The sequence below is a fragment of the Alkalimonas amylolytica genome, assembly GCF_900107845.1.
Taxonomy (GTDB): domain Bacteria; phylum Pseudomonadota; class Gammaproteobacteria; order Enterobacterales; family Alteromonadaceae; genus Alkalimonas; species Alkalimonas amylolytica.
Genome location: NZ_FNRM01000005.1, coordinates 320,038 through 340,492, shown reverse-complemented (window position 1 = coordinate 340,492; position 20,455 = coordinate 320,038). Strand labels below are relative to the sequence as shown.

18 protein-coding genes and 1 rRNA gene are annotated in these 20,455 nt (G+C 51.4%); 8 read left to right on the top strand and 11 right to left on the bottom strand.

The annotated features are described in order from the left end of the window. A 16S ribosomal RNA gene (locus tag BLW37_RS11925) occupies nt 1-123 on the bottom strand; the annotation flags it as partial. A 414-nt stretch (nt 124-537) separates the two neighbouring features. Here BLW37_RS11925 and BLW37_RS11920 point away from each other — a divergent pair. Continuing rightward, nucleotides 538-1,005, top strand: a complete 468-nt coding sequence (locus BLW37_RS11920) for an RNA recognition motif domain-containing protein (RefSeq protein WP_091343142.1) — start codon at nt 538-540, stop codon at nt 1,003-1,005. A gap of 115 nt (nt 1,006-1,120) precedes the next feature. Next, on the top strand, nt 1,121-2,212 hold the full coding sequence (trmA, locus tag BLW37_RS11915; protein WP_091343140.1) for a tRNA (uridine(54)-C5)-methyltransferase TrmA: 1,092 nt from the start codon (nt 1,121-1,123) through the stop codon (nt 2,210-2,212). Between the two features lie 8 nt (nt 2,213-2,220). On the opposite strand, the gene fabR is transcribed toward trmA, so the two are convergent. Beyond that, on the bottom strand, nt 2,221-2,817 hold the full coding sequence (fabR, locus tag BLW37_RS11910; RefSeq protein ID WP_091343138.1) for an HTH-type transcriptional repressor FabR: 597 nt from the start codon (nt 2,815-2,817) through the stop codon (nt 2,221-2,223). A gap of 98 nt (nt 2,818-2,915) precedes the next feature. Between fabR and BLW37_RS11905 the strand changes: the two genes are divergently transcribed. Continuing rightward, entirely contained in the window at nt 2,916-4,046 is a 1,131-nt protein-coding gene (locus tag BLW37_RS11905; protein ID WP_091343137.1) for an acyl-CoA desaturase, read from the top strand. A gap of 51 nt (nt 4,047-4,097) precedes the next feature. On the opposite strand, the gene BLW37_RS11900 is transcribed toward BLW37_RS11905, so the two are convergent. Then, complete coding sequence (locus BLW37_RS11900; RefSeq protein WP_091343135.1) at nt 4,098-5,054, bottom strand: hypothetical protein; 957 nt, start codon at nt 5,052-5,054, stop codon at nt 4,098-4,100. A gap of 63 nt (nt 5,055-5,117) precedes the next feature. Between BLW37_RS11900 and BLW37_RS11895 the strand changes: the two genes are divergently transcribed. Further along, on the top strand, nt 5,118-5,789 hold the full coding sequence (locus BLW37_RS11895; protein WP_425426623.1) for a trimeric intracellular cation channel family protein: 672 nt from the start codon (nt 5,118-5,120) through the stop codon (nt 5,787-5,789). Here the strand turns inward: BLW37_RS11895 and BLW37_RS11890 are convergent. From BLW37_RS11890 to BLW37_RS11880, 3 genes are read right to left on the bottom strand one after another with little or no spacing between them, the layout of a single operon-like run. Continuing rightward, a complete protein-coding gene (locus BLW37_RS11890; protein WP_171907610.1) occupies nt 5,786-7,429 on the bottom strand; it encodes a FimV/HubP family polar landmark protein in 1,644 nt (547 codons plus the stop codon). The genes BLW37_RS11895 and BLW37_RS11890 overlap by 4 nt on opposite strands. Before the next feature lie 13 nt (nt 7,430-7,442). Further along, complete coding sequence (locus tag BLW37_RS11885) at nt 7,443-8,240, bottom strand: outer membrane lipoprotein-sorting protein (RefSeq protein WP_091343131.1); 798 nt, start codon at nt 8,238-8,240, stop codon at nt 7,443-7,445. Beyond that, complete coding sequence (locus tag BLW37_RS11880; protein WP_091343130.1) at nt 8,209-10,521, bottom strand: efflux RND transporter permease subunit; 2,313 nt, start codon at nt 10,519-10,521, stop codon at nt 8,209-8,211. Before BLW37_RS11880 ends, BLW37_RS11885 begins: the two co-directional genes overlap by 32 nt. A 193-nt stretch (nt 10,522-10,714) precedes the next feature. Between BLW37_RS11880 and BLW37_RS11875 the strand changes: the two genes are divergently transcribed. Next, a complete protein-coding gene (locus BLW37_RS11875; RefSeq protein ID WP_091343128.1) occupies nt 10,715-12,220 on the top strand; it encodes a YifB family Mg chelatase-like AAA ATPase in 1,506 nt (501 codons plus the stop codon). 15 nt (nt 12,221-12,235) lie between these two features. Here BLW37_RS11875 and pyrC read toward each other — a convergent pair whose 3' ends face one another. Next, on the bottom strand, nt 12,236-13,267 hold the full coding sequence (gene pyrC / locus BLW37_RS11870; protein WP_091343126.1) for a dihydroorotase: 1,032 nt from the start codon (nt 13,265-13,267) through the stop codon (nt 12,236-12,238). A 146-nt stretch (nt 13,268-13,413) separates the two neighbouring features. Between pyrC and BLW37_RS11865 the strand changes: the two genes are divergently transcribed. Beyond that, nucleotides 13,414-15,240, top strand: a complete 1,827-nt coding sequence (locus tag BLW37_RS11865; protein ID WP_091343125.1) for an SLC13 family permease — start codon at nt 13,414-13,416, stop codon at nt 15,238-15,240. Between the two features lie 87 nt (nt 15,241-15,327). Then, on the top strand, nt 15,328-16,002 hold the full coding sequence (locus BLW37_RS11860) for a DUF3334 family protein (protein WP_091343123.1): 675 nt from the start codon (nt 15,328-15,330) through the stop codon (nt 16,000-16,002). Here the strand turns inward: BLW37_RS11860 and BLW37_RS11855 are convergent. The 4 genes from BLW37_RS11855 to BLW37_RS11840 are packed head-to-tail and all read right to left on the bottom strand — an operon-like array spanning nt 15,991 to nt 19,146. Next, entirely contained in the window at nt 15,991-17,208 is a 1,218-nt protein-coding gene (locus tag BLW37_RS11855; protein WP_091343122.1) for an ATP-binding protein, read from the bottom strand. The genes BLW37_RS11860 and BLW37_RS11855 overlap by 12 nt on opposite strands. After that, nucleotides 17,208-17,903 carry a winged helix-turn-helix domain-containing protein gene (locus BLW37_RS11850; RefSeq protein ID WP_091343120.1) on the bottom strand — a complete coding sequence of 232 codons (696 nt, stop codon included), beginning with the start codon at nt 17,901-17,903 and terminating at the stop codon, nt 17,208-17,210. The genes BLW37_RS11855 and BLW37_RS11850 overlap by 1 nt, the downstream gene beginning before the upstream one ends. Continuing rightward, a complete protein-coding gene (locus BLW37_RS11845; RefSeq protein ID WP_139243709.1) occupies nt 17,903-18,289 on the bottom strand; it encodes a DUF3019 domain-containing protein in 387 nt (128 codons plus the stop codon). Before BLW37_RS11845 ends, BLW37_RS11850 begins: the two co-directional genes overlap by 1 nt. Continuing rightward, entirely contained in the window at nt 18,289-19,146 is an 858-nt protein-coding gene (locus BLW37_RS11840) for a MipA/OmpV family protein (protein WP_091343117.1), read from the bottom strand. Before BLW37_RS11840 ends, BLW37_RS11845 begins: the two co-directional genes overlap by 1 nt. Nucleotides 19,147-19,347: 201 nt before the next feature. Between BLW37_RS11840 and BLW37_RS11835 the strand changes: the two genes are divergently transcribed. Next, on the top strand, nt 19,348-20,397 hold the full coding sequence (locus BLW37_RS11835; RefSeq protein ID WP_091343115.1) for a S66 peptidase family protein: 1,050 nt from the start codon (nt 19,348-19,350) through the stop codon (nt 20,395-20,397). Nucleotides 20,398-20,455 lie beyond the last annotated feature (58 nt).

Genomic DNA, 20,455 nt, shown 5'->3' with positions numbered 1-20,455 from the left:
ATACCCAAGCATTACTCACCCGTCCGCCGCTCGTCATCACCCGAAGGCATGTTACCGCTCGACTTGCATGTGTTAGGCCTGCCGCCAGCGTTCAATCTGAGCCATGATCAAACTCTTCAATTAAAGTTTTGACTCAGTATTACTGACTAATAAATTAACATTGGTCACTCATACTGATTATTCGTTTGCACGTATCAACACAAGTACCCACACAGATAATTGATTGCGAATTGTTAAAGAGCAGTGCTTCATTCCGAAGCAGGACGCGCATTTTACATCGTCCTAGTAGCAAGTCAAGCCGGTTTCGAAAATATTTCAGCATGCCACTTCACTTCACATCGCTTTTTGAGGGCTTTACCGCCATCTGCAAGCGAGGGCGCCATTTTAGGGATTTAAAACGCGCTGTCAAGGCTGAAAACACAATTTTGCCTTTTATTAGATTTCAGTTGGCTAGTTCCCGAGCAACCGCTAAGATTAAAGCACCTGTGTTGCAGGTTTTTACCGAACTAATTTGTTGACTCTTATAGGATATATCTTATGTTACCTACGTTACGAGCCACCTTGCCTTACACCCTTGCGGTGGCCATTCTTGCTTTTTTAGTGTTTTATCTATTGAACCCCGCCTTGCCTTCGTATGTGGTCGTCGTACTTGGTGTTTTGCTCTGCGGAGTTCTGGTACCCATTTTGCGCGATGTTAAAGGCAATGCTATCAACTTGAGTGATGATATGGTGGAACATATCTATCAAGGCGAGACGGCAACCCTCTATGTTGGCAATCTGCCGTATCGAGCCAATGAAGAAGCAGTACAACAATTATTCGAAGCCAAAGGCGTGGTCATTAATGTCCGCTTGATGAAAGATCGACAGACTGGGCGTCGTCGCGGTTTTGGCTTTGTTGAAGTTGCTGCCAAAGACGCTGAAAAAATGATCCAAGCTTTAAATGATAGTGAGTTTCAGGACAGAACACTGAAAGTGCGTGAAGCCAAAGATCGTCAGGAAAGTTAGTCGAACGCTTCAGACCTCACCCCGCAGCGCTGTAGCAAGCGCTGCTCTTCTTTGTATTTGGCAGTCCACTGAAAAAAACGTAAGATCGTGCTTTTACGCTTTATCAGGATGCCGTATGCGCCCAGGACAAACTTTTCCAGACCAATACGAAGCTCTGCTGACGTCCAAACTTGGATCCGTGCGGGCCTTGTTACAACCTTTGCAGCTTCCTGAAGTTGAAGTATTCCGCTCTCCAAGTGAGCACTATCGGTTACGGGCAGAGTTTCGTGTCTGGCATGAGGGTGATGACTTGTTCCACATTATGTTTGACCCTGCGACCAAAGAGCGTGTCCGGATTGATCATTTCCCTATCGCCGATAAACGCATCAGCGAAATGATGCCGGTCTTGTTGGAACTGCTGAAAGACAATGATGAGCTGCGCCGCCGTCTATATCAAATTGATTACCTGACAGGCTTAAGTGGTGAGCTGCTCATCACCTTAATCTACAAACGCCCTTTGGATGATAACTGGCAGCAAGCAGCCAGCACTTTGAAACAGAAACTCGCTGACTACGGACCACTGGATCTGATTGGTCGGGCACGCAAACAAAAAGTTGAACTGGATCGCGATTACATTATTGAACAACTACAGGTCAAGCAAAGAACGCTGCGCTATCAGCAAATTGAAAACAGCTTTACCCAACCCAACGGTATTGTAAATCAACACATGTTAAGTTGGGCATGCGATGTGGCAACACAACTAAAAGGCGACTTGCTTGAGTTGTATTGCGGTAATGGTAATTTCTCACTGGCACTGGCCGCACACTTTGACCAGGTGGTTGCCACCGAAATTTCCCGAAAGTCCATTCGTTCAGCACAATACAACTGCCACCTGAACCAGATCAATAATGTACAGGTGCTGCAAATGTCGGCTGAAGATGTCTCAGCAGCCTTACTCAAGGGATCGCAGCTAAAACAACATGATTTATCCAGCCTGCAGCTAAATACCGTGCTGGTCGACCCACCACGGGCAGGTCTGGATCCGGCGACCGTGGAACTGGTGAGCCACTTTAACGATATTCTTTATATCTCCTGCAACCCGGAAACGTTGAAAGTAAATTTGGATGAGCTGGATAAAACACATCGCATCGAGCGTTTTGCCGTGTTTGACCAGTTCCCATACACCCATCATCTGGAGTCTGGAGTCTGGTTGAAAAAAAGAAACTAACGACCATTTTAAGCCGCCGGTGGTTTACTACCACCGGCCAACCAGCGTAGTTGCTGAATAGTTTTCGTGGTAATGCGCTGCCGTACTTCATCACTGGCATCCAATGCATCAGCGCCGGCATGAAACACCAAAATCACCATGGCTTCCGCTTGAATCAATGCCATTTCAGCCGAACACTTGTTTTCTTTACGAAGGTAATCAGCCAGCTCGGCGCAAAAATGCTGAATTTCACGAGCAACAGCACTGCGAAAAGCTGCTGAGGTGCCAGAACGTTCACGCAGCAACAAGCGGAACACATTACTGTGCTGCATAATAAACTCCATAAAAGTCTCAACCGACGTCTGGATCACACTGCGATTATGCACAATGCGTTGCCTGGCTTGTCGCATCAGTTGACGTAGCATCAGGCCAGCTTCATCCACCAGCGTCAAGCCCAGCTCATCCATATCGGAAAAATGACGATAAAAAGAGGTTGGCGCTATACCCGCTTCTCTTGCTACCTCACGCAGGCTAAGGCTGGCAAAGCTTTTATCCGCGCTCAGTTGCTGAAAAGCTGCGTTAATAATGGCGCGCCTGGTTTTCTCTTTTTGTTCCGCTCGGCTCACTAGGGTGTCTCTTTTTCACTGTCATTCATCGGATCCAGCTTGACCTGTTCATACAGCACCGGTACATTGGGCGTACATTTGTAAGCTGAAAATTATTTATGCAAAAAGCCCCACTTATCTGGACCAACATTCTGGTCTTTAGCAGTACTTTCCTGGTAGCTCTTGTTGCAGTGCCCTGGTACGCCATCGCTGTTGGCTTTGGCAAAGCAGAAATCATTGCCATGATGTTATGCCTTGGCTACTGCGGAATGTCAATTACCGCTGGCTATCATCGTTTGTGGTCACACAAGTCTTATCAGGCGCATCCAATACTGGAATTTATTTTTGCCATTGGCGGTGCTTTTGCGCTTCAAAACAGCGCCATTCACTGGGCATCTGATCACCGGGTGCATCACCGTCATGTCGATGACAATGACAAGGATCCTTATTCCGCCAAACGTGGCTTTTGGTTCAGCCATATTGGCTGGATGCTGCGTGATTATCAGGGGCCGGATCATTATACCTATGATAATGTGCGTGATTTGCAGAAAAACAAAATTCTGCGCTGGCAGCACAAACACTACCTGGCGCTGGTGCTGGCCACCAACATTGGCATTCCGGTTTTATTAGGCCTGCTGTTTGGCAACCTCTGGGGCATGATCCTGCTGGTGGGGGTGATGCGTTTGGTTCTCAGTCATCATTTCACTTTCTTTATCAACTCACTGGCCCATATCTGGGGCAAACAAACCTATACCGATCAGAATACCGCACGGGACAATGGAGTGCTGGCGTTGCTGACCTATGGGGAAGGCTACCATAATTTCCATCATCTTTTTGAGTACGATTACCGCAACGGCATTAAGTGGTGGCACTTTGATCCCACCAAGTGGCTGATCAAAGCATGCTCCTGGGTAGGCCTGGCCAGCAAGTTACGAACCTGCCCAGAGGAACGCATCGAGCAGGCCAAAGCAGCCATGCAGTTACAGCATGCCAGAGCGCGGTTGTCGGCCTTGCCAGATGCAGAACAAATCCTGCACAAAGTTGAGCTTGAGTATGAGCTGTTACTGGAGCGGATGCAGGCTTATTATGAACTGAAGAAGAGCCTGTTGATGCAACGCAAGCAGCAATTGCAAAGTAGTCTTCAAGAGCATTATGCCGAGCTGAATATTCAAAAACAGTATCAGGAATTGAAAGCTTTATTTACCGAGCAGCGCAGGCACTGGCGCAGATTAACGACTGAGTTGGCTTGAATCACATCAGATGAAAGAAGGGCAGCCGATGGCTGCCCTTCTTTTTATCATCTAATCATTTACACTTACCCGAACCCCAGCAAACTCAAGTAAATCATCCAGACTTTCCAAAGTCTGAAACGCCGCCCCCTGTTCCAACTCAGCTAAACGCAACGGCTGCTGCAACTGAAAAAAGAGTGTTAAGGACTCTGGCTGCTGCACGAAAACGATTAGTTTTTGCCGTATTTCCGCTGGCAATGCCTCGGCTGTTGATAACATCATCAACGCCATGCCCTGCAGCACACTAAAGTCTGGTGTTTGTCCCTGGGCTGCTGTCAACGCAAGCAGTCGCTGCAAAAAGCCATGATTCTCGATACGGATCTCACCGCCAGACAGAGCTGCAGTCATCACAGCCGCCGTAAATTGCTCAACATAAACGTCAGAGTCCATCATCGCTTGTTGCTGAGCCGAGCTCATCGCTGTGATGTTGCTCAGCTCTTGCCAGACGGCCTGCATCTCGGCAAACTGAATATGATAACGAAGCACAAATTCGTCATTAATGCGGGTTTGCTGCGCCAACTCAAGCAGACCATTACTCGCCTGGTACTGGTAGCTGTAATCACCATGCACTTTTAAACTGGCAGCAAAGTCCGACAACTCGGCGGGAACAAACAACTTAGCTCCTCCGCCAAGGGCCAGACTGCGCACACGCACACTGCCCTGGTCAGATAAACGATTAGGCTTTATACCATTCAGCTGAACCTGCTCAATCGTCAATAGCTCTCCAAGCCCCTGTAGCTGCAGGCTAATCCCTTCAATCCGGTAACGGGACCGCAGCACACTGGCATGCACACTCTGGTACTGCAGTTGCAATGCCGGCAATAAGCCCTGTTCAGCCATCTCTGCATAGGACTGATTAACCTCAGCAATTTGTGTTTTGATGGCTTTGGTCGCCTGATGATTGACCAGTTGCAATCCAACCAACAACACCCCTAACAACACCACTGGAATAAGTAGTTTTTTATTCATGTTTCCTCGGCTCAGCACGACGATTGCCGCAACGTAAGATGGCTATCCTTCAGGTTGATTGGCATGCTAGCATATCAGCCATCGTCGCGACACCGGGTATTGCCCATGGATTATCTGCATTGGTTTGATTTAATGGGAGTTGCTGTTTTTGCCATCTCCGGTACTTTAGCCGCATGGCGTAAACAGATGGATGGCTTTGGCGTACTGGTACTGGCTACGGTCACTGCCATTGGTGGAGGCAGTCTGCGCGATGTGTTGCTGGATGTGCCGGTGGTGTGGATGAACAACAACAATTACTTTATCGCAATTTTTAGCGCCGCCCTGATGACTATCGTGCTGTTAAGAAAACGGCTCACGATCCCCAACAATACCCTGCAATTCTTTGATGCGATTGGTCTGGCATTTTTTGTCATTATGGGTACCCAAAAGGCCCTGGATCATGGCACCTCCTATTTTGTAGCCGTGATGATGGGTACCATGAGTGGGGTCGCCGGCGGTATGATTCGTGATGTACTGTGCCGGGAAATCCCAATGGTGTTTCGCGGTGAGCTTTACGCTTTTACTTGTATCTTTGGCGGCGCCGTCTATATTCTGGTGCAAATGGCCGGCGCAACGACCCTGCCAGCCATGCTGCTTGGCATGAGTAGCCTGCTTGCACTGCGACTGGCGGCCATTAAGTGGCAGCTCACCATCCCAGTGTTTGGCAAACATACATCCGACTTAGGCGAGCCTTAGAAGTAGTATTCCAGCGTCAGCTGAATGTAATCATCACGCCGCAGCCAATACAGTAACTCGTCCGGGTAGCGGCTGTGAAATAACCAGCCATCGACACGCAAGCGGAATCGTTCACCCAATCGGGTAGATGCCTCAAGGTAAGCACTGCGACTCTGGCTGCGATCCAAGTCCTGCATCAGGCCAAACAAAATTTCTGAGCCAGCCGCATCATTCAGTGCCAGCCGCCAGCCAACAAAAAGATCATTCTGTGCAATGGTCGTGGACTCCAGCCCACGGCTGTCGTACTGATACTCCAGCAGCCAACCCAAATCCCAGAAATGGTCGTTAATACCAACCTGCGTGTATTCAAAGCCTGTGACAAGCGCTTTGGAATGTTCCACAGCCGTATGGCGGTATACCGCTTCAGTTTTCCATAGCCAGGAGCCCAGTATCCACTGCGCATCCAGCCCCAACTGCTTCAATTGCGGATAGTAGGGTAGCAAAGCTTGCTCGTCCGGCAGCAACACCGGCTCTCTTGCCGTGCCCTGAAAGTAGCTTAACCCAAGATCCAGGCTGCTGAATTGTTGTGACCAGCGCAGCGCCCAATCCAGATGACTGCGTTTATGCCGTGATTCATACAAAGCGGCCGAGGTATCCACCGGCATTGGCAGGCGCAAGCGGCCATCCTCGCCGGCGAATTTGCGTTCACGAAAATGCGGCAGCAGATAGGCCTGTACGGTGCCATAGTCACGGATCAAGCTAAGTTGCAGCATGGGTTGTCCAAGTTTGCTTTCACCATCCGGCCGATCCAGCAAATCGCGCTGGTTGATAATATCGACCAGTCGTTGTGACTCTACCGCGCCCCAGAATACTTTACTGATTCCGGCTCTCAGCTCCCAGTCACCGCCATAATACAACCAGTAGGCTTCGGAAATATCCAGCAGATGACGGGAACTGTCCCGTTGATCCCAACGAATGTAGGGAGAAAATACCAGGGTATGACTGCGATCATCCGACTGCCAGTAGCCTTCCAGCTCCAGGCTAACGCTATTGTGCCACTGCGCCTGCTGCTGCAAACCTGTCTGAGGATACCAGCGTGGCATCAAATTCAGCTGGGAGAACCACTCTACGTCCTGCCAAAAAGCGGACGCCGGCGACGCATCGGCAGCATGAGCGCTCGCTGTTGCCGCTGGGGCTGGCTCCAACTCAACAGCGGCTGCAGCAACAGGGGCGGGCTCAGACCTTTCAGCTTCCGGCTCTGCAGCTGCAGGCGCCATAACAGCACTGATAAAAGCATAATTGGCGGCTGCCAAACCTGGCGGGGGTAAAGCCGGCTCTTGGGTTTCTGCCAAGCTCGCCCGTAACGCCGTGCGAGCTCTGGCAGCCGCCTGCTGAGCAGCTTTAGCGTCTTGCTCTGCGATCAGCTGACGACCAGGTAACTCCAACCAGGCACCCGCACGCAATTGATTCAAATCGCTCTGCGATACAGCCTGTGGATTCAACAAGCGAATAGCCTGCATCACTTGTTCAATATTAACGCTATCATCCGGGCGAACTTCCGTGGCAATCCGCCACAAGGTATCCCCTGGCTGCACCTGCCGCTGTACGGTGGTTTCGCCAGCAACTGTCAAGCTGGATGCCAGCAGACACAGACCAAGCATAGCGCCTGCTCTATTAGCGCGCGCGTTGCAAGGCATTTTGATCAAAATCCGCATCGGTAAGGCCTCGGTCAAACAAGATTTCATTCAGCAACATACTGGTACTTTTCTGGTTCTGCGCATTGAGCATCTCCATCCGGTGTGGGCGCCAAAACTTATCTTTGTATTGCTGATAGTCGTGCATGGTCAGAGTTTTTAACAAAGCTCCCCGGCGGTCGTAATACTCGATTTGCTGCACCCTGTAATGGCTTTTATCGATCCACACCAGCATCCGGCTGTAGCCAGAAAACTCATCTTGCGGAATTTGCTCAATCACATAGCAGTCTTCGCCATGAAACTGCTCATCGCGCAGGTAGTTAAAGCTAAACTTTTCCAGTTCAAAGGAGCTTAAATCTTCATAAGCAAACTCGCTGCCCATAAAAGGGCCAGACTTATTGCGCGACACAATGCGGCGAACCCGATTGACCGCTGGCAAAAACAACCATTGCTCATCCTGCTCCAGTGCTTTCGTGTGTGTCAAAAATGCTGAGCCACGCACATCCCGGGGCTCATCAAAAATGGTCAGTGCTTTATCGCCATCATCCAATACTTCCAGGGTTAAAGTACGCATCTCCCGACGACTTTCCCGGCCTCTGGCATCCCGCAGAATCATGGTCATGCTGGCCTCAGTATCGCCCCAGCCGGTGTCGCGCACTTTACGCTCTGTTGAAATCCGTAGCCCCTCTTCGGCCGCAGTTGGCTCTGCCGCCACCACAACGGATGCGGTCGCACAGAGGCAGACACTAACCAGCAGTTGTCGTAGATAAGTTTTCATTGCTCTTTCCTTTGTTATCAAAGCGTAGCAGCAGTGCTGGCAGCACCAGCAAATCAATAATCAGCGCCAGCATAATGATCAAACCGGTCAATAAACCCATGTCCGAGTTCAACCTGAAACCAGACATCGCCAACACCGCAAAGCCTGCCATCAGCACCACAGTGGTGACAAACAGCGCCCGGCCAACACTATGAAAAGCATAACGCACAGCGCCCTCGGTATCCTGGCCTTCACGCAAGCCACGCTGATACTTGCTAAGAAAATGCACAGTGTCATCAACGATGATGCCCAAGCTGATGCTGGCAACCACCGATAAGCCCAGGTTTATCTCACCCGAATACAGCGCCCAAATACCAAAACCAACCAGGGCAGGCATGATGTTTGGGATCAGGCTAAACACGCCCAACCGCCAGGAGCGCAAGCTGATGATCAACAAGGCCGAGATCAGCACTAAGGCGAACGGTAAGGTTTTGAGCATCGATGCCATGTTTCGTTCCCCGATATGGGCAAACATCAAGGCCGTGCTGGCCGCCGAACTCGTGTAGTCCGGCATTTCGGTGGCCAGCCAGGCCAGTGCCCGCTGCTCGAAACCGGTCAGCTCCTTGCTCCCAAGGTTTTGCAAGGTTGCCGTTACCCGGGTCGCACTTTTATCCAGATTCAGTTGATTGTTTAAATCCAGTCCGAAGGGTAGCGACATTTCGTACATCAACAAGTATTGTGCAGCCAGGTCCTGCTGCTCTGGCAAACGGTAATAGTCCGGGTCATCCCCATGCATGTTTTTGTTCAGGCGCTTAAATACATGGGTAATGCTGGCAACATGGGTGACCTCAGGCTGCTGCTCAAGCCAGTCGGCAAAGCGCGCCACATGGGTCAGGAAAGCCGGGTCATTCACGCCACTGGTTTGTTGGCTCTCAATGGCAAAATCCAGGTTGGCGGTACCTGTCAGATTGTCTTCTATAAAATCGAGCGACTGACGAAAATCAGTGCGTTTATCAAAGTATTTCACCGCCACATCATTCACCTGATTGGTGGCGGCAAAAGCCGCCAACCCAAGCATCAGTATGATCCCGATCGGTAAAATCTTCCGATGCTGCAGCACCACAAAATTGGCAAGCTTTTCAATGCCATTGGCAGTATGACTAACAGGCACCACTTTGGCGGGCAACAAACGCAGCAGAGCAGGTAACAAGGTGACACTAAAGAGGCAAGCCAGCATCACGCCAACGGCTGTCATATTGCCAAGATCGCGTAATATCGGCACTTCGGAGAAGTTTAGGGTTAAAAAGCCAATGGAAGTGGTAATGCTGGTGATAAAAATCGGCATCAGATTGCGGGTCATGCTGTAATGAATCGCCTCTTCCTTTGATTTGCCTTGCCGCAGCGCAAACTGCATCGAAGCAATTACATGCACACAATCCGCGACCGCCAGGGTCATCACAATGGTCGGTACATTGACCGTCGCAGTGCTTAGAAAAATACCCAGCCAGCCCGCAATACCCAAAGTGCTGAAAATGGTAACCAAAATAATCACAACGGTTGCCATTGCTGCCGAAAAAGAACGCAGTAACAGCAATAACATCAGCACAATCACCAGAAACATCAAAGGCACCAGCGTGCTGGCATCTTTTTCCGCTTCACTGGCAAAGGCATAATTCAGTGCCAGAATACCGGCATGATAAAAGTCAACCTGCGGATACTCCGTCGCAAACTGCGCACTTAATGCCAGCACATGCTCGTAAGCATCCACCACTTCCTGATTCTGGTCGATTTCCGGCAACTGCACGATAACGTTGATGGCAGCAACTTTGCCATCGCTGGATACCAAACTGCGGTAAAGCGCAGGCTCGCTCATCGCCACCTGACGCATGCCCGCTATCTTGTCCGCATCGAGCATAGCCGGTTGCAACAGCAAGTCTTCTACCAGCAAATCGTCATCAACCGCTTCGGTATGCTGAAAGTTGGTGATGGAGTCGACCCGGCTGGAATAAGGCGTTTGCCAGGCCGCATCGGTAAAACGCCAAATCAACTCCAGTATCTCAGGAGAAAACACATCGCCTTCTCTGGGCGCAATGGCAATCAGAATGTTGTCGCTCTTGTTAAACTCATTCTGCATCTGCTCAAACGCCAGCATTTGCGGATTATCAGGCGAGAAAAAAATCCGGTAATCCCCCCGGAAATACAACTGACTCATGCCTGCCGACATGATCAAAATCGCCAGCAATGCCCAACTGATGGTCAACCAGGGGTGACGCAGCGCACTGTTCAGCCAGAATTGCTGCATGCAGCCTCCGTAAATACATGATTCAGAAAAAGAGCAGGCCTAAGTGTAGCATATTCGTTATCGGAATGCCTGCGTGATTCATAAGTAACCCAGCAATAAAATCAAATAATAATCAATTTATTTGCATTTTATAAACTTTACGATCAATACTAACCGCGATGTGATTTCATTCGTCGGTAATTGTGGAGACAGGATGTCATTAGCCATTGTTTTTAGCAGGGCGCGCCACGGATTGGCCGCCCCCCTTGTTACCGTTGAAGTGCATATCGCCAACGGCTTGCCTGCATTTCATTTGGTCGGCTTACCGGAAGCTTCGGTCAAAGAGTCCAGAGACAGAGTCCGCAGCGCTCTGATCAACAGCGGCTTCGCTTTTCCAGATCGGAAAATCACCGTCAACCTGGCACCAGCCGACCTGCCCAAAGAAGGCGGCCGTTTCGACCTACCCATTGCCCTTGGCATTATCGTTGCCAGTGGTCAGTTGGCCGAACAGAGCATTGAAGGCTATGAATTTGTTGGTGAACTGGCTTTATCCGGCGAGATCCGCGCCATTGTCGGTGAGATCCCAGTCGCCATGGCCTGCCGTGATGCCGGCCGGGCTACTTTGATGCCCATGATCAACGCCGAGCAAGCCCAGCAAGTACCGCAAGCCCGCATTTTTGGTGCCACTCACCTGCTGCAGGTCCATAGCTTTTTGCAATCCGGACAAGCGCTACCGGCAATCCCTGCGTTACAGACTGAGCCCAGCAAGCAGTGGCCTGACCTGGCCGATGTCAAAGGCCAGACGGCGGCTAAAAGAGCCCTTGAGATCGCTGCCGCCGGCGAGCATAACCTGCTGATGCTCGGGCCCGCCGGCACCGGTAAATCCATGCTGGCCCAGCGATTACCGGCCATTTTGCCAGAGCTGACAGAAGAAGAAGCGCTGCAAACAGCCGCCTTGTACTCAATTGCCGGTATGCCTCGCTCCATGACGGACTGGCAGCAACGGCCTTTTCGCCAGCCCCACCATACCAGTTCAGCCGTTGCTCTGGTTGGTGGCGGCCCGGTACCCAGACCTGGTGAAATTTCGCTGGCCCATCATGGGGTGCTATTCCTTGACGAGCTGCCAGAGTTTCCCAGGAAAGTATTGGATGTGCTAAGAGAACCGCTGGAAACAGGTTGGATCCATATTTCCCGCGCCGCCCGCCAGGCCGAGTTCCCGGCACAATTTCAACTGATTGCAGCACTCAACCCAAGCCCAACCGGGCACCATGACGATGGCCGCGCCAGCCCGGAGCAGGTCATGCGTTATTTAAACCGTATTTCCGGGCCTTTTCTCGATCGTATCGAACTGCAAATTGATGTGCCCTTGCTGCCAAAAGGCTTACTGAGCCAACAAGGTGTTGCAACAGAAAGTAGCGCCCAGGTACGGCAGCGGGTGCTGGCAGCGCGGTCGATTCAGCTGGCGCGTCAGGGCAAAGCCAATGCACGTTTATCGGCCGCCGAAATCAACCAGCATTGCCCCCTGAGCACTCAGGATGCTGCTTTTCTGGAGGATACCATCCACCACCTGAAACTATCAGCGCGCAGTTACCACAAACTGATCAAGGTCGCTCGTACCATATCGGATTTGCAGGAGCTGCCACATATTCGCAAAGAGCACTTGATGGAAGCGCTGAGCTACCGCGCCCTAGAACGGCTGCTCAGCTATCTGAAAGGTTAGTTCGGAATGTACCAACTATAGCTGTTTCCACTTTAGCGGCTGACCAGCGTGAAACGGCACTATGGTGTCGCCATTGGTCAGTGCCAACTCTTCCGGTACCAGCCAATCCTGACGTTGCAACACAATGGTGCCACTGTTGCGAGGCAGGCCATAAAAATCCGGGCCGTAATGGCTGGCAAAACCTTCCAGCTTATCCAGGCAGCCCAGGTCGTCGAATACCTCGGCATAAAGTTCAATGGCGCAGGGCGCACTGTAACAACCGGCACAGCCACAACTGGACTCTTTGCGGTGTTTCACATGGGGCGCGGAATCCGTACCCAGAAAAAACTTAGATGAACCTGAAGCCACAGCTGCCCGCAGTGCCTGCTGATGGGTACTGCGTTTAAGCACCGGCAAGCAGTAATTGTGTGGCCGAATGCCGCCGACCAGTAAATCATTGCGGTTAAGCATCAGGTGTTGCGGCGTGATGGTGGCAGCGACATTGGCCGGGGCCTCTTGCACAAACTGAGCAGCATCGGCGGTAGTAATGTGCTCAAACACCACTTTGAGCTCTGGCAAGCGCGCCACAATGTGCTGCAGATAACGATCGATAAAGACTTTTTCCCGATCAAAAATATCAATATCCGCATTGGTCACTTCGCCATGCACCAACAGCAGCATGCCCTCTTTTGCCATGGCTTCAAACACCGGGTACAGACTATCCAACGCACTGACCGCATCGTTTGAGTTGGTGGTAGCTCCTGCCGGGTACAGCTTGGCCGCGATCACACCTGCTGCCTTGGCAGCTGCTATGTCCTGTGCCGAAGTTTTATCGGTCAGAAATAACGTCATCAGTGGCTCAAAGTTGCTGCCAGCTGGCCGCGCAGCCAGAATACGCGCGCGGTAAGCAACCGCCAGCTCAGCGGTCGTAACAGGCGGTACCAGGTTTGGCATCACAATAGCGCGGTGAAAGCTGCGGGCGGTGGCCGGGACCGTATCCTTTAACAGATCGCCATCACGAAAATGCAGATGCCAGTCGTCCGGGGTTTGCAAAGTGAGTTGGTGCATAGGAAAGTCCAGTAACCAGAAAGTAGCTTACGATAGCAATAGTGTATCAAAGCAACGATCCTCTGTCCTTAGCTTGCGAAAAATTCCATCCTGTCGGATAGTGAGTACTGACATTCTCGCGTCGGCTTACTGAGTAAGGCTTGATAGTGGAACTAGCGCAACTTTTAATCTTTGCCGTTTTAGCCATTACCGTGGTGCTATTCTTGTCCGGCCGTTGGCGGCATGACATGATTGCTCTGGCTAGCCTGCTGGCTTGTGTACTCCTTGGTCTGGTGCCAACCGATGAAGCTTTCAACGGTTTTGGCCATCCAGCCGTTATTACCGTGGCTTGTGTGCTGGTGCTTAGCCAGGCTTTGCAGGCAACTGGTGCCGTTGATGTATTAGCGATGAAGGTTCTGCCAAAACAAGCAGGCCCCACCCTCACCATCACAGCCTTGACTGCTTTAGCAGCCATTTTATCTGCTTTTATGAACAATGTCGGGGCACTGGCTTTGTTAATGCCTATTGCTATTCAGGTGGCGGCTCGCATCAAGCTGGCTCCCGGCCAGGTGCTCATGCCAGTGGCTTTTGGTTCCATTCTGGGCGGCATGACCACGCTGATTGGTACCCCACCGAATCTGATTGTATCTGGCTTTCGCGCCGAAACAGCAGAGCGCGGCTTTGCCATGTTTGATTACAGCCCTGTCGGTGTCCTGGTGGCCTTAGCAGGGGTGATTTTCGTTGCCCTGATTGGCTGGCGGTTAGTCCCTGTGCGCAACAGAGCCGATGCCAGCAGCTTTGAAACCGGCAAATACATGACCGAAATCCGCATTACCAAAGAGAGCAAACTGGTCGATATTCCGCTGCGTGAGTTGGAAAAAAAGCTGGAAGAGCTCGATGCACAGGTGGTAGGTATTGTGCGCAACAATTACCGGGCGCCCTCACCACCAGGCTATTACCGATTGGTCGATCAGGATGTGCTGATCATCGAAGCTGAACCTGAAAGTCTCGGCTCACTGCTATCCAATCTGGGATTGTCACTGGAGGAAAGTCCCGCCAATCAAAAAGACGATGACAGCAAAAAAGATACAGAGGCCGCGACAACTAGTAAAGAAAGAACCAAGTCCGAAGACAATGGTGAGCTGCATTTACTCGAGCTGGCCGTTTTACCCAACTCGGATCTGATTGGTCGAACCGCAGCTACCCTGAACTTACGGCGGCGTTTCAATATTCACTTGCTGGCGCTGTCCCGACAGGGGCAACGTTCGTACAAGCGAGTAAGAAGAACCACCTTACAGGCGGGTGATGTCTTGCTGCTGCAAGGACAAGAAGAAGCACTCACTGTGTTTGCGGCTGATTTTGGTTGTGTGCCCTTAGCAGAACGCCAGATCCGGGTACCGGAAAAACGCAACACCCTTTTTGCCAGTCTGATCATGCTTGGTGCTATTTGCGGCGCGGCCTTTGGCTTGCTGCCTGCGGCGATCTCCTTTGCAGCGGGTATGCTGGCTATTATGGCGTTAAAAGTGATGCCGCTTCGAAAAGTCTACACCGCGATCGACTGGCCGGTGATAGTGCTGCTTGCCTGCCTAATCCCGGTTGCCGGCGCTATGGCCACCACAGGTGCCGCCGACATGTTGGCGCATAATATGCTCTACTACCTGGCAGGAGAAAATGCAATTCTGGCGCTGGCGTTGATTCTGGTGCTAACCATGACCTTGTCGGACTTTATGAACAATGCTGCCACGGCAGCCATGATGTGTCCGATTGCGATCAGTGTTGCCAATCAACTGGACGTCCAGTCGGACCCCTTTCTGATGGCTGTTGCAATTGGCGCTTCCTGTGCATTTTTAACGCCTATTGGCCACCAAAACAACACCTTAATTTTGGGTCCTGGCGGTTTTCGGTTTGGTGATTATTGGCGGCTTGGCTTACCCATGGAGCTGGTCGTTATTGCCGTGGCGATCCCAGCCCTGCTGTTGTTCTGGCCACTTTAACGGGACATCTTCATCGTGCGCTAGGCGCAACAGGCCGTTTCAGCATATACTGAAGCAAATACTACCATAGCAGTTACAGGGCGTTTCATGAAAAAAAGTAAAATCGTAGCCACCGAAGATATTCTGCTGACCTTGTGTCAATCGGTTACTGGCGTACTGGCAGCGGCAGGTAACCGCGAAGTCAATTACTCACCCATGGTGCAGAAAATTCAGAAAACCTGCCTGCGGCCTGACTTAGGATGTTTTGTATTATTTGATGGCGGTTTTTCTGGTTTGGTGGTGATTAACTTTACCTCTCAGGCCGCGATGGAAATCTACCGCAAGTACATGATGAGCATGGGCATGCCTGAGTCTGAGCTGGCGCAGTTCCATACCTCGGACGAAGTCGGTAATGTGATGGGTGAGCTGATGAACCAAATTGTTGGTGACTTTACCAACAAAGTACGTCTTGATTTGCAAACCTCGATCAATCAAAGCCAACCCAAAATGATGGCCATCAACAAGCAGGTACAGATTCTCATCAATACCCAGCTTGATCAGCCCCAGGCCAGACGGGTCACATTCAGCACCCCCGAGCACAATATTTTCTACCTGGAACTGGCGATGGATAAAACCGAGTTTATCCAACTGCATGAGTTTGAAAAAGCAGTACAGGAAAACCCGGACGACATCCTGGAAAATGCCAAGCAAGGCAGTTACGAAGTAGCTGATCAAGTCAGTCCGGATGTCGATGATGACTTCCTGCGCGATCTAGGCCTTTAACACCAGACTAAACCGCGCTCCGCCCAGCGGGCTCTGGCCAATAGCCAGCCGCCCCTGGTGCCACTCCATAATACGGCTCACAATGGCCAAACCAAGCCCAAAACCGCCAGTGCCCGCTCTTCTTGATTGATCCAGCCGCTGAAAGGGCTTGGTAATTTCTTGCTGTAAGGCATCTGGTACTCCCGGGCCATCGTCATCGACATGCAACCACAGTTGGCTCGATTTCAGCTCCACAGTGACCAGGATGCGGCTATGGGCAAAGCCTTTGGCATTTTGCAATAAATTGACCAGCGCCCGTTCCAGATAATGGCCATCTGCCCGGCAATAGCAAGGCTGAGGTACCGCCAGTTCAATCGCGGGCCCAGGCAATAGCGCTAACTGCTCCTGCAGGCTCTGCAGCAACTCCGTCAAGTCCACCGGCACCGGCCGTAATTGTGGCATGGCTACTTCCAGCCGGGCATAATCCAGCATTTCGTCCACCAGCCGCTGCAGCACCAATACATCCTGCTGCATCAGCTGCCGCTCCCGGTCACTGAGTTGGCTGGCCATTTCCAGCGCAAAGCTCAAACGAGCCAAGGGCGTACGCAGCTCATGCGACACCGCATGGGTCATTTCTTTTTGCAGCGACAATAAGCGCTGAATTTGCGCCTGCATTTGCTGTACACTATCGGCAATGGGTGCAAGCATCGAATAACTGGGCAAGCTGACCTGAGATGACTTACCTCTTCCAACCACACTAAGATCACGCTGTAGCTGACGAATATCCCGTGCCAGAGGCCAAAGCCATAACGCAACTGCAATCCCTAAAAGCACAAAGAACAACAACGTCAGCCACAGTCGGAGCGGTGAAGGGCTTTCCAGCTGCACAGGCCCAAACTGCCAAAGCTGCTGCTGTTGTCTGGCAAACAAGTACAATTCGTTCTGCTGACCAAACAATGGGATCACCTCGCCCTGTTCCAGCGCCTGCCATTCTGCAGCCGGAAATGACACCCCATCCAATGGCAGTACCTGCGCTGGCAAAGCCAGTAAAACTGGCATCTCACCAACAGGCTGTTGCATCACAAGTTCAATTTGCTGCTGCCACAGGCCTACCGAGGGAGGTAACTCCTCTTTGGACCAAAGCTGCCACAGTTGCTCAATGCTCCAACCCAGCGCAATCAACAGCACCAACAAAAACAGATAAAACTGCAGGAACAGACGCTGCATCAGGCTGACCAGGCATCCGCAACGAACAAGTAGCCTTTGCCCCAAACAGTTTTGATCCGAAATGGCGTTTCGGTATTGTCATTGAGTTTTTTGCGCAAATGCGACACCCTCACGTCCACAGTACGATCCAGCCCATCGTATGGCCGGCCAATCACTTGCTGATGAATTTCTTCCCGTCGCACCGTCTGGCCAGCGTGCGCCGCCAGCATCCAGAGCAAATCAAATTCATAACTGGTTAAATCAACCCGCTCACCTGCCAGAAAGGCCTCCCTGGCCCGGCGCTTTAACTGCAACTGACCAAAGCTTAGTTCATGCGTCTGTCCTGATTCAGTAGCTTGGCGTCGTCGTAACAAGGCATGGATTCGGGCCAGCAACACCCGCGGCTCAACCGGTTTTATCACGTAATCATCTGCACCGAGCTCTAAACCAAGCACTTGGTCGATATCGCTTTGCCGTGCAGTCAGCATTAAAATCGGGCCAGTAAAGCTAGGCCGGATCTGCCGACAAACGCCAAAACCATCCAGCCCCGGCAGCATTAGATCGAGTATGATTAAGTCCGGCTTGAAACGTTGGCAGTGGGCCGCTACTTCATTGCCATGGCCTTGTACTTCCACCACAAAGCCATGCTGACTCAAATAGCTTTGCACCAGCTCCGCTAACCGCAGATCATCTTCTACCAACAATACTTTACTCATCAAAACACACTCCATGGCGCTACCAGTCGACGGCGCCGTTTCGGCTGACGACTGACAGTTTTCAGCATTTCATCCAGGTATACCTTTTCAGTATCACGCAATGTTAAACTGGCTTGCTCTGGCCAGATCAGATGAGAGCTCCACTGCCCCTGCTGTTGCTGCTGCCAGCAACTGAGGGCTTCATCTGCCAGATACAGACAAAGATCAACCGGCTCGGGACTGGACCACACCACCTTTAACTCTGCCTCGCAGCGCTCCCCCTGTACACTGGCAATACACAACACCGGACTGGCCGACCAGCATAAATCAGTTTCACAAGGCTCAGCCGGCGTTGCTGCCAGCGGCAATAAAAGCATCCATGCTGTCTTAACGACTAATCCCATCATCAGAAAAACCGATAGCTCCAACCAAGAAACCAACTGTGTTGATAGGACTGTTGCACCAGCGGACTCTGAGTCATAGCACTGTCCAACCAACGATATCGATAAAATGCCATCAGGCGCCAGCCAGCACTAAGTGGCAAAGACCATGAAAGTTCCAGCTCAGGCTGCAGACTGGCGGTCGGCTGATAACGAGGCAGATGCAAGGGCTCATCCTCAGCCAGGCCATAATAGCGCTGCATCAGGTTTTCACTTTTCCAGTACAACCCAGCACTGAGACGCCATAGCCCCCAGCCAGTCTGATAATGCCGCCCAGCCACTGCGCTGAGTTCATGGCCATGATGCTTCCCGCTGATATCCGTCCAGCCATTCAAACGCAACGTCCAGTCATCAAACCAGGCATTGAGTTGCACCCCGCCATCCCAGGCGGTAGGGCGCCGATTCACCTCATTGACAGAGACCCGCTGCTCTGCCGAGCGTGGCTCCATCGATACGGTCGGCATGCTGGAAAAAGTTTGCTCGAAGGAAGGAATTCGTGAGACATGCCAGCGGTAAAAGTAGCCCTTCTCTGGGTTAAGCCGACTGACAAGACTGACACTCCAATGTGGCGTTACATCGAGACCGGCACCAAGGATACCATTGTCAAAAAAGCCTACCTTGCCATAATAGCTGATATCCGGCAGCAGATAGAGCGGCATATTAGGAGCATCGAACAAAGGGCTGGAGCTCTGGCCAAAACCAACAGCCATGGCCAGACGCCAACTGGATTGCTCCACATAACCGTCATCAACAGCACCACGACCACCAGCAATGGCCAGTGCTGGCATCAATAGTAGAATAATAATGGCTTGCCACACTTTCATCGCGCGCTGATCTCAAAGTTCTTCTTTGTGCAGTTTATCACCGCTTGCGGGCTGGCAGAATAGAGTTAACATTGTTTCACAATTTCATCCAGTGAGCGCCGGAAATTCGACTCTTGAATAAAAAATTCCTGCCACTAATTTGATCAGTAATAAAAAATTGTATTAGACTGCGGATTAACCCCTGGATATGGAGACGGCTTGATGAAAAAACGTAGCTTTCTAAAACTTGGCATTGCTTCCGCCTTACTGCCTCTTATGAGCAGTGCCGGCATGGCCAGCAGTGCTGTCAACCCAAAGGGGAAACTATTGCCATTACCACTTAACCGTGGCGATACCATAGGGGTGGTCAGTCCCTCAGCGGCCATTGCTGGCAGGATGGAGGCGCAGTTTGCCGTGGAATCGATGCAAGCACTAGGTTTTAAGGTCAAAACCGGGCCTCATTTTCAAAGCCGTCATGGTCACCTGGCGGGGCAGGACGCCGACCGCGCAGCCGATTTCAATGCCATGTTTGCTGATCCTGAAGTTAAAGCCGTGATTTGCCTGCGCGGCGGTTCAGGTGCTGCCCGCATTCTGCCGCTGATTGATTACGAACTGGTACGCCAAAACCCTAAAATCGTGCTGGGCTACTCCGACATTACCGCCATTCATAACGCCTTGCACGCCAAAACCGGTCTTGTAACCTTTCATGGCCCCAATGGCAGTAGTCGCTGGCATGCGTTCAATGTACAACAATTTGAGCAGCTTTTTTTTCAGCGCGAGCTGATCACTTTTAACAATGAACATCGACCGGAAGACGATATCATTGTGCGCAACAACCGCACCAACACCATTCGCGGTGGCAAAGCCCGTGGTGAGCTCATTGGGGGCAATCTTACAGTGTTAACTTCTCTGGCAGGCACACCTTACTTACCGAGCTTTAAGAATAAGATTTTGTTTTTAGAAGACATCAATGAACCCCCCTACAAAATCGATCGAATGCTCAGCACTCTGCGTTTAAGTGGCGCGTTAGCGCAAATCAGTGGCTTTATCTTTGGGGATTGCGCCCGTTGTGAACCTGGTGGTGGCTGGGGCAGCCTTACACTGGACGACATTCTGGACGATTACATCCTGCCGCTGAATATACCGGCCTACAACGGCGCTATGATTGGCCATATACCGCGACAGTTTATTGTTCCTGTAGGTGCCGCAGCCGAAATGGATGCCGATGCCGGCAGCTTCCGTTTGCTGGAACCGGTCTTCCAAAGCCACTAGCCGTGTACTTCAGCATTTGAATCCCAACCTGCTTCCGACTATGATAGGAAGCAGGTGT

Coding starts and splice junctions, on each gene's coding strand:
- BLW37_RS11900 (WP_091343135.1), bottom strand. CDS start 5,054: ATGAATAAAAAACTACTTATTCCAGTGGTGTTGTTAGGGGTGTTGTTG.
- BLW37_RS11875 (WP_091343128.1), top strand. CDS start 10,715: ATGTCATTAGCCATTGTTTTTAGCAGGGCGCGCCACGGATTGGCCGCC.
- BLW37_RS11890 (WP_171907610.1), bottom strand. CDS start 7,429: ATGCTTGGTCTGTGTCTGCTGGCATCCAGCTTGACAGTTGCTGGCGAA.
- trmA (WP_091343140.1), top strand. CDS start 1,121: ATGCGCCCAGGACAAACTTTTCCAGACCAATACGAAGCTCTGCTGACG.
- BLW37_RS11905 (WP_091343137.1), top strand. CDS start 2,916: ATGCAAAAAGCCCCACTTATCTGGACCAACATTCTGGTCTTTAGCAGT.
- BLW37_RS11845 (WP_139243709.1), bottom strand. CDS start 18,289: ATGATGGGATTAGTCGTTAAGACAGCATGGATGCTTTTATTGCCGCTG.
- BLW37_RS11885 (WP_091343131.1), bottom strand. CDS start 8,240: ATGAAAACTTATCTACGACAACTGCTGGTTAGTGTCTGCCTCTGTGCG.
- BLW37_RS11860 (WP_091343123.1), top strand. CDS start 15,328: ATGAAAAAAAGTAAAATCGTAGCCACCGAAGATATTCTGCTGACCTTG.
- BLW37_RS11880 (WP_091343130.1), bottom strand. CDS start 10,521: ATGCAGCAATTCTGGCTGAACAGTGCGCTGCGTCACCCCTGGTTGACC.
- BLW37_RS11895 (WP_425426623.1), top strand. CDS start 5,118: ATGCTAGCATATCAGCCATCGTCGCGACACCGGGTATTGCCCATGGAT.
- BLW37_RS11855 (WP_091343122.1), bottom strand. CDS start 17,208: ATGCAGCGTCTGTTCCTGCAGTTTTATCTGTTTTTGTTGGTGCTGTTG.
- BLW37_RS11835 (WP_091343115.1), top strand. CDS start 19,348: ATGAAAAAACGTAGCTTTCTAAAACTTGGCATTGCTTCCGCCTTACTG.
- BLW37_RS11850 (WP_091343120.1), bottom strand. CDS start 17,903: ATGAGTAAAGTATTGTTGGTAGAAGATGATCTGCGGTTAGCGGAGCTG.
- BLW37_RS11920 (WP_091343142.1), top strand. CDS start 538: ATGTTACCTACGTTACGAGCCACCTTGCCTTACACCCTTGCGGTGGCC.
- pyrC (WP_091343126.1), bottom strand. CDS start 13,267: ATGCACCAACTCACTTTGCAAACCCCGGACGACTGGCATCTGCATTTT.
- BLW37_RS11840 (WP_091343117.1), bottom strand. CDS start 19,146: ATGAAAGTGTGGCAAGCCATTATTATTCTACTATTGATGCCAGCACTG.